Genomic DNA, 8061 nt, shown 5'->3' with positions numbered 1-8061 from the left:
TTGCGGGCGACGTTGCGCGGGATCTCCTCCTCGCGGACGGCGTGCTCCAGGGCGGACTTGGACGGAGTGGACGTAGGTGAGCGTCAGCGGGGAGAGCAGCTTGTGGCAGCACTGGCCGGCGGCGCAGCAGCGGGGCTGGTCGCGCCGGGCGTCGAGGCCGCGGTTACAGCACTGGCAGGTGGTGCGGAGCTGGTTGAGCCAGGTGCGGACGTCCTTGGCAGTGAGCTTGGTGAGCTTCTTCTTGCCCAGGCCGGGGATCAGATACTGGTCGACGCAGGTGGCGTATCGGGTGTGGGTGTTCTCGCGGAGGTGGTGGATGGCGACGTTCTGAAGCCAGTACGTCAGGTACGCGGCCAGGCTGCCCTGTGCGGATGGAACAGGGAGTCCGCGGTTGCTGGCGGCGATCTTCTCGGTGAGCTTGGCTGGCTGCTCGACGTCATCCGCAACGAAGTCGGTAGCCCTCCATACGCCCAGGTTGCCGACATCCTCCGCCGCGAGATCACGGAAGGCACCTACCCTCCGGGTTCCCAGCTCCCGCCGGTCCGTGAGATCCAGGAGCGGTTCACGGTCGCCAACTCCACCGCGCAGAACGCCTACCGGTACCTCAGGCAGGCTGGACTCGTGTAAGCGGTCAAGGGGCGTGGTGTCTTCGTTCGCCAGTAACCGGAGCCGGGCAAGTACCACGGGCCGATCACGAGCTACCTGTTGCGAGACGAGATCACCCGTGAGGCTCGCGCGGCTGCCGCCGAGTTCGCCGACTTCAGTGATGACGAGCTGCTGGAACGGGAAGCGGAGCTGGACTAGCGACGGGTCACGATCCGCGAGGAGCACCGGCAAGTCTTCAGCGACTGCAGGAAGGCCAAGCGAGAGAAGAGCCGGCGCGGCCTGTTCCTGCCACCCCTCCACGACGACGACTCCGATCCGCACGTATGACAGATTAACCAATAGTGAGCTGTTCAGAGTTTCTTTACTTGATCAGGGCGTCCCGCTGGCGCGGCCCGCGCGCGCCCGGCCCCACTGGGCCGCCACCCGCTCCTGTCTCCGCCCCGCTCGCCGCCGACTTGTCCGCCGTCATGGACGAGTTGACCCGCGCACGGGAAGCCGCCCCGCAGTGGCTGCGGCACCAGAACGGGGCCGCCGAGACCATGCAGGAGATCCTGGGCAAGCGCAAGCGGACCCTCACGACGGAGATGCGGGACATGGCCGACCACCTGGGCGTCGTCGGGTAGCTGCCACGCAGCGTGGCAGTTCATGGACCAACAGTCGCGAACTGCCATGGTGCTCGCCTGGGGTGACGATTAGTCAGTGCCTACGGTCGGTGTGTCCACCGTTAGTGACCCAGGCCGGGGGTCCCAGTGAGCCAGCCCAGGAGCGATGCCGACCGCATGTGCCGTAGAGAGCTGTACGACGCCGCGTCGGGCGGGGGAGGTCCCCGCTTACTGCCGTGGACCAGCCCGGAGGGGAAGCCCTGCTACCTGAGCACCGATGGCCGGGGCTACCTCTCCGCCCTCGCCGACAGCATCGAGACGGTGCAGCTCAGCATGGGCCAGGAACTGTTGGAGTACGCCCGCGACGCCACCGTACCCGGCGCGAAAACCCTGTCGGCGACCGAATCCGCTGGCTGGCCTGCCGGTTGACCGAAGCCCTGGCGGACGCGCTCCGCGTAGCCGACTCGCGCGGGCAGCGTCTCCCGGACCCGGAAAAGGAAGAGGTGGACGAGGGTGCCTGACTCTGCGGACGGCGACGCACCGGTCCGCGCCTTCGCCCGGGGGCGCTACCGCTTCCGCGAGTACCACGTCACCACCATCCCCGACCCCTGGCCCTGCCGGCCTTCGCGGCGGTCTGCGTCACCGGCGAGGAAGGCAACTGCGGTGCCGCATCCGGCACCCTGCACACCCCGGACGAGCTCACCCGCTGGATCGCCGGACACTGCGCCCAGACCGGTCACCAGGACTACGAGCAGACCATCCGAGCCATACTCCGTGTCGAGCCCGGAGTCTGGCAGTAACGTCCCCTTGCGCCGACACCCCGCCAGCGGCAGCACCACCGTGCGCCCCGCGCTCCTGACGGCAGTAGCGACGGCAACACGCACGGATTCCCCCGCACAAACACGGACACCAGTGGAACCTGAAACCGCCGCTGATCTGCGAATACGCAGACAGAGAGGATTCGCGTAGCACACGTACTATGTGCTGGCGGGGGCTGCGCCGGTCCTGGTCCACAACTGCAATGGTGGTACGGCTCCGAATGGGCAGGCCTGTTCCCGTAACGGTTCCACGAACCCGACCGACCTGGAACTCGTCCAGGCCATCGCGACGCGAGCGGAGCGCAAGATCGGAGGAACCGGTGCGGTGAACGGAACCCTGAAGCACTCGTACGCCGAGAAGCTGCTTAACCGCTATCAGGGAATCTACGGCTCGCGAGGTCTCATCCCTGAGCAGAGCTACCTGGGCGGCGTTCCGGTGGCCAAGGGAACCAAGGGAAGCGCACGCCCTGACGTCTTCGATCCGGCAACCGGCATCATCTACGACTGCAGGTTCCTCATCCGTCCGGGGCGTGGCATCGGCAGGTCGCAGGCAGACCTGAACGCCAACAATGTTCCGGGTGCCACACTCACCATCGAGCTGAATCCATGACGAAGCCAGCTGCCCCGACGCCCCGACGGGTCACATCGGACTGGGCTGCCGCGCTTCCCGCGTTCGACGCCTGGAAGCCGCTGCACCTGCTGCACCGGATTGGTCCAGTCGTCCAGGGCATCTGTCTCGACCGTACGACGTCCGGCGACGGGTACACACCGACGGCGCATGTACACGCGTTGACTCGGGAGTTCCCGGTGATCTCCCTCACCCTGGGCGAGCGCCTGGTACGTTCCTCGGGGCAGCCGGAGAGCGTGCTCTTCGCGCACCACGAGAGCGAGTATCCGGCAGCCGTCGATGCTCTCCGAGAGCAGAGCGCTCTGTCTCTGAGAGAGGAATCTCCATCGCTGGAGCAGGTCGTCAGGGCCTACCACTCGGCCGTTTCCGCGCGCTGCGACCGGGGACTCCCGCCAGCCGTGGTGGAGATGGAGGACAGCGTCCTCATCGCGGCGGCGGCCGACCGGGCGGACCTTCTCCAAGACGGCCTGGCGCTCGCCGGTGAGCTGGCCGGCCTATGGCCGAAGTCCAGGATCCCTCTCAACTGGCCTGGCGCAGCGGCCTGGTTGGAAAACCTGCGAATCAAAGCGGCGAATCCCGGCGCCCTGGCGGCGACGGTTGACCACCAGATTGCCCAGCATAAACTCGCCAAAATTCGCAACTTCCGCGTGTCCTGAGGGCTCGCTAGCCGACGCGTTCGCCGACCCCCAGTAACGCGAAGGTCAGTTTGCTGCGCGCTTCAGTTCAGTACTACAAGGCTGGCGGCAACGGCCTGTCGCAGATCAAGTTTGATGGGTTTGACGAGGCCAGTGGAGCGATCGACCGAAAGGTAAGCGTCGCGACCTTTAGGCGTATCGGCAGGCCATGAACCAATCTCTAGCCCTTGAACAGAACGGTTATACTGGTCGGTGGGAGGTTCCCAGTGAAGCCGAGGCTGTGCGGGCTCGAAGGGTCCTCGGCAACCTCCTGATCACCAACATTCGAGTGAGGGTCGTACCTTGATGGACGTTAGCAAGGTCCTGGTTCGCGCATTCGTAAGCGTCGCCATCTCGATCGACTTGACGGACGATGAAGATATTGATCCGGATATCGCAACGGACATTCTTGAACCTGCAGCCGCCCTCTTCCGTGATCTCTCGGAAGAGGGGCGTCGGGAAGTTACTTCCCTGATTCTTGAGTGCGCTGAACTGGAAGAGAACCCGGAGCGTAAGAGGGCAATTCTGGGGCTTCCGGAAGCTATCGGCCTTCTCGATGAAGGCTGATCCAGGGGTGCCTTCCCTGGATCAAGGCTGAACGTGCATGAAGTCCTCCCTGGAACGGCCCAGGGAGGACTTCATGGCATTTGACGACAGTAGTTGACGGTAACGTCAGCGGACGGTTGCTGCATAAATCGGCAGATCGTCGCCGTCGCCGGGATCGACGGCGGCCTCGCCGAGGTCGCCCAGCGCATGGTTGAGGAGGTCGATGGCCTGGCGCTGGAGGCGGAGTCGGACGTGGGCGTAGATGTCGGCGGTGACGCCGATGTGGGCGTAGCCGAGGAGTTTCCTTGATGACGACGAGTTCGACGCCCTGTTCCACGGACGCCAGCGGAACGCAAAACACGCGCCGACGAGCAAAGAAGCAGGTAGAGCGGGGCCGCTTAGTGCTGGCCGGGGCCACACCGGTACTCGTTCCCAATTGCGGTTGGAGCGAACTCGCGTCTTATAGAGCGCGTGAAGGAATGCCTGCTCGTGGTAGTGCAGACGACACGTTCACGGCGGCCCGCCTACAGATCGACGGACAGGTCTTCTTCGGGAGGAATGCGCATGGTCGGCCGGTCGACATCCGGGTGAATGCTCAGACGAAGACGCACGCTGAAGCAGACGTTTTCCAGCAGGCGAAGGATGCTGGGGCGACTGGCACCAGAGCCGTTCTCCATGTGGACCGCGACTTCTGCCGATCGTGTGGTGCGACAGGTGAAGTCGGGTCGCTGATGAGTGGCCTAGATGTTGAGGAATTACTGGTACATTCACCTTCCGGAATCTTTACGATCAACGCAGTGCGAAGACCGTCCACACCAAGGCCGTTGGGGTAGAGCATCGTGATTACGCTGGCAGGAGACGACAGGGACGGCTCCAAGACTCGGGATTGGGAAGTCGAGAATCCTGAGCTGGAGCGGATTGTCCGATCCATCGCGGACCTTGATGGGAATCGACTTACCGAGATTTCCGTGACGGAAGACGAGCCATTCCGATACTTGTCGGTTTCGGGTGGTCCAGATCTCTACCTGGTTACCGGTGAGTCGGTCGATGGGGAGATTCTTCAGCTGACGGAACCTGATGCCGGTTCGGAGCAGATCGAACTGGTCTGTGGTGGCCAGATGGGATTGTTTGAGCGATCCTCGCTGGTTACTCAAGCTGAAGCCATCCGCGCTGTTTCGGAATTCCTGAGGGGTTTCCCTGACGGTTTTAGGGATGCCTGGTCTGTGGAGTAACGCCGCCGGGGAGTAGGTTCGAACCTACTCCCCGGCGGCGTTTTTGGGATACATAAGTTGCCCTTGACATGTAATGGCGCGGTGCGAAAGTCCGAGTTTCGAGCCGAGCTGCACAGGCGTATGGAGAAAGGGGAGGTTTAGCGTATCGGGAAAGGCATCGCCTTCGCGCTGGCTCGATTCTGTCAGCTCTCTGATGCTCAGGTGTTGAAGCGCTATCTGGAGCGAGCTTTGAGCGAGCCGGAGAATCGGGGATATCAACCATGGTGTCTGGGCGCCCTGCTGCTTATCGAGGGGCGCTTGGGCGTGAGCCTTTCACAAGGTCTACTTGAGCGGAATGGACTGTGGGATCGATGGTCGGCGTCAGGATTCCTTGAGAGCGGTGAGCCCTCTCATTGGGAGAGGGAAGTGGGTGACTGGATCGAGCTCGCCGAGAGCTTGGACTAGTCATCGACAGGCTGGGAAGGTTTGAAGAGAACACTTTGTGGCCAACGTCCATGACGAACGGAAGTCGCCGACCAGGGGGCAGCGCAGCGATCTTCCTGGTAACCGCTTGGTTGAGAATGGCCTTTCTCTCCGCACCGAGAGTTGTCCGCAGAGGAGGGTCGACGGACAGTTGGACACCGCGGGCAAGAGTCGGCCCGATGTTTTCGATGACGAAAACTAGTAGCGATGACCCGGGTACTCTCGGCCGAATGTCGGCGATGACGTATGGCTCTGCCTGTTCGCGTTGTGCTCGCTCAATGAGAGCGTTTGCTCTCGCGGCTGCTTCGGTTTGCTTGTGGCTGTACCGAAAGGTGACGAGAGCAGAGGGAACCGAGATCACAAGTGCGATGAACGCGATGACTGATGCGGTATCCATCTTCCGAGTTCACGTCGAACTGAACTCAGACGACCTCCACGTGAAACGTCCTAGTACTCCAGCTGTAGATAACGATCATGCTCTGCTCGCTGCTTGACGGGTGTAGTGGCTGGCCCGGGAACGGGCTTGATGGCGCCGTCGCCAGTGGGACCAGCGGAGCCAGTGGTCTGGCTCGTGAACAGGCCGGCCAACCAGGGCGATGAAGAGTCGCTGGATTTCGTTGCAAGTCAACGGGATCAGGTCGTCGGGGCCGGGGTGGAGATGGTGCTCGTCGGCGCGGACGACGGCCAGGAAGGCGTGGGCGAGCATGGCGAGGGTGACCCAGCGGGGCCAACGTGTAGCGGCGGAGCTGGTGCTCGTCCAGTCCGGCCAGGCCCTTTCCGGACTGGAACGTTTCCTCGACCCTCCACCTGGATCCCGCGACCCGCACGAGGACTGTCAGGGGTACAGACTCGGGTGAGTAGCAGCGGTAGTAGGCGAGTTCGCTGGCGGTGTGGTTGCGGCGGATCAGCAGGTGGCGGTGGCCTGGCTCGGTGCTGGACAGGTCGATGTGCGCCCAGTCGTAGATGCGGTGTCCTTTGGCTCCGGCTCCGGCGGACAGCTTCTGCCACGCCCGCTTGGGGAGCTTCTTGGCCAGGAGGTCCGCGCGGAACTTCCCTGCCCCGGTGGTGACCTCGTGGGTGCGGGCGACCGCGAGCACGTATCCGGTAGCGCGGTCCTCCAGAGCGGCGCGCAGTGTGGGGTTGCCGCCGTAGACCTCGTCCCCTGCCACCCAGGGTGTCTGGTGGCCGGAGTCCAGGAACCGTGTGATCATGCGGGTGGCCAGTTCGGGCTTGGTGGCGAACGCGGTGTCCGGGGCGAGTCCGGCGGCCCGGCAGCGGTCGGGTTGGTCGGTCCACGAGCGTGGGATGTAGAGCTCGCGGTCCAGGGCGGCATGTCCGCGCCGACCTGCGTAGGCGAGGTAGACGGCGACTTGCGCGTTTTCGATTCTGCCCGCGGTGCCGGTGTACTGACGCTGGACGCCGACGGTGTGGCTGCCCTTCTTCACGTCGCCGGTCTCGTCGACCACGAGCACCGCCTGGGCGTCATGCAGGTGCTCCACCACGTAGTCGCACAGGTCGTTGCGGACTGCGTCGGCGTCCCACTTGGCGCGGCTCAGCAGGTGCTGCATCGCGTCGGGAGTGGCTTCGCCGGCCCATTCGGCAATGGTCCAGCAGTTCTTCCGAGGAAGGTCCGCGAGCAGTCCCAGGACCAGATGCCGTATTCGCCGTCGGGGTTCGACCCGGGCGAACCTGCCCGCGATGCGGTCCATCAGACCCTCGAACGCTTCCTGCCAGCGGGCAGCGTCTACGCTGTGACCTGCGGCCACCGCGTGATCGTTTGTCTTCACACACCGATGATCAACGGTGGCCGCACCTGCCAGTGCCAGCAGAGCGGCACGGCTCGTAGAAGGAGACGCAGTGCTGGGATTGCTGGGCTTCTACGACGAACTCGACACCCGCTCCGCCCAGCCGAACGGATCGATCCTCGACGCCGTCCGGTCCGTCGGCGAGCCGGACGAGGCGGACCTGGTGGCCTACCTGGACGCCGGCCACGTCCTGATCGACGTCATGGAAGCGGGCCACGACGTCATCACCGGCAGCACCCACCGACACTCTCCGGGATGCTCATCCCTGGTGACCGACGGCACCTGGTTGTGGCGCCAGGACTTCCCGCACTACCTGGAAACCCACCACGTCTCGCTGCCCGTCACGTTCCTCGAACACGTCCGCAGCCTGAACTACCGGATGCCCACCATCGCCGTCGCGCAGTTCGCTCCGCACTACGACGAGACCATGCCCCTGGTTGGTTGGGCCTCGGCCGCCCCATGGCGATCGACGGCGACCACCCTCGTACCTGAACCCCGAGCAGTGAGCAGCAAAGCCCAGTTCGACGCGGCCATGCTTGCCCACGACCGGAACCGGCCGCAAGGCAGCTGGGGCAAGCGGCGTAAGCCACGGAAAGCGTAGGCACCAGCAGCTCAAGAGCGATCTACAGCTGGAGTACTAGTACTCCAGCAGGATTTCGCTGTCTGACCTGGTCTTTCGCCGGGGTGG

At 64.1% G+C, this 8061-nt stretch carries 10 protein-coding genes and 3 pseudogenes; 10 read left to right on the top strand and 3 right to left on the bottom strand.

Annotation, left to right across the window (positions count from 1 at the left end; genetic code table 11):
- Positions 1 to 432: pseudogene (locus GA0115259_RS14585) on the bottom strand (site-specific integrase); the annotation flags it as partial.
- Here GA0115259_RS14585 and GA0115259_RS41795 point away from each other — a divergent pair.
- The 6 genes and pseudogenes from GA0115259_RS41795 to GA0115259_RS14550 all read left to right on the top strand — a co-directional run bounded on the left by GA0115259_RS41795 (position 313) and on the right by GA0115259_RS14550 (position 3895).
- Positions 313 to 627 carry a winged helix-turn-helix domain-containing protein gene (locus GA0115259_RS41795; protein ID WP_256098003.1) on the top strand — a complete coding sequence of 105 codons (315 nt, stop codon included), beginning with the start codon at positions 313 to 315 and terminating at the stop codon, positions 625 to 627. The pseudogene GA0115259_RS14585 and the gene GA0115259_RS41795 overlap by 120 nt on opposite strands.
- 344 nt (positions 628 to 971) lie before the next feature.
- Entirely contained in the window at positions 972 to 1229 is a 258-nt protein-coding gene (locus tag GA0115259_RS14575; RefSeq protein ID WP_093596276.1) for a hypothetical protein, read from the top strand.
- A gap of 156 nt (positions 1230 to 1385) precedes the next feature.
- Positions 1386 to 1729: pseudogene (locus tag GA0115259_RS14570) on the top strand (hypothetical protein).
- Positions 1730 to 2189: 460 nt separating this feature from the next.
- Entirely contained in the window at positions 2190 to 2636 is a 447-nt protein-coding gene (locus tag GA0115259_RS14560) for a hypothetical protein (protein ID WP_093596270.1), read from the top strand.
- The gene (locus GA0115259_RS14555) at positions 2633 to 3310 is read left to right on the top strand and encodes a hypothetical protein (protein ID WP_093596267.1); all 678 of its coding nucleotides are present in this window, start codon (positions 2633 to 2635) and stop codon (positions 3308 to 3310) included. The genes GA0115259_RS14560 and GA0115259_RS14555 overlap by 4 nt, the downstream gene beginning before the upstream one ends.
- A gap of 324 nt (positions 3311 to 3634) precedes the next feature.
- Positions 3635 to 3895, top strand: a complete 261-nt coding sequence (locus tag GA0115259_RS14550) for a hypothetical protein (RefSeq protein ID WP_093596264.1) — start codon at positions 3635 to 3637, stop codon at positions 3893 to 3895.
- 105 nt (positions 3896 to 4000) lie between these two features.
- Here GA0115259_RS14550 and GA0115259_RS14545 read toward each other — a convergent pair whose 3' ends face one another.
- On the bottom strand, positions 4001 to 4249 hold the full coding sequence (locus GA0115259_RS14545; protein ID WP_093596261.1) for a hypothetical protein: 249 nt from the start codon (positions 4247 to 4249) through the stop codon (positions 4001 to 4003).
- Between GA0115259_RS14545 and GA0115259_RS14540 the strand changes: the two genes are divergently transcribed.
- From GA0115259_RS14540 to GA0115259_RS42795, 3 genes are all read left to right on the top strand, one after another.
- Entirely contained in the window at positions 4183 to 4707 is a 525-nt protein-coding gene (locus GA0115259_RS14540) for a deaminase (RefSeq protein ID WP_345941014.1), read from the top strand. The two genes, GA0115259_RS14545 and GA0115259_RS14540, sit on opposite strands and share 67 nt — an antisense overlap.
- 6 nt (positions 4708 to 4713) lie before the next feature.
- Positions 4714 to 5106 (top strand): hypothetical protein, encoded by a 393-nt coding sequence (locus GA0115259_RS14535; RefSeq protein WP_093596255.1) that lies wholly within the window; start codon positions 4714 to 4716, stop codon positions 5104 to 5106.
- Positions 5107 to 5250: 144 nt separating this feature from the next.
- Positions 5251 to 5550: a DUF6000 family protein gene (locus tag GA0115259_RS42795; protein ID WP_370747786.1), complete on the top strand. Its 300-nt coding sequence runs from the start codon at positions 5251 to 5253 to the stop codon at positions 5548 to 5550.
- A gap of 490 nt (positions 5551 to 6040) precedes the next feature.
- Here GA0115259_RS42795 and GA0115259_RS14530 read toward each other — a convergent pair.
- Positions 6041 to 7277 (bottom strand): annotated as a pseudogene (locus tag GA0115259_RS14530) (IS701 family transposase).
- A 148-nt stretch (positions 7278 to 7425) separates the two neighbouring features.
- Here GA0115259_RS14530 and GA0115259_RS14525 point away from each other — a divergent pair.
- Positions 7426 to 7974: a hypothetical protein gene (locus GA0115259_RS14525; RefSeq protein WP_093596252.1), complete on the top strand. Its 549-nt coding sequence runs from the start codon at positions 7426 to 7428 to the stop codon at positions 7972 to 7974.
- Positions 7975 to 8061 lie beyond the last annotated feature (87 nt).

The organism is Streptomyces sp. MnatMP-M17 (genome assembly GCF_900091995.1).
Taxonomy (GTDB): Bacteria; Actinomycetota; Actinomycetes; order Streptomycetales; family Streptomycetaceae; genus Streptomyces.
The sequence above is the reverse complement of the archived record's forward strand: the minus strand, read 5'-3'. Positions and strand labels throughout refer to the sequence as shown.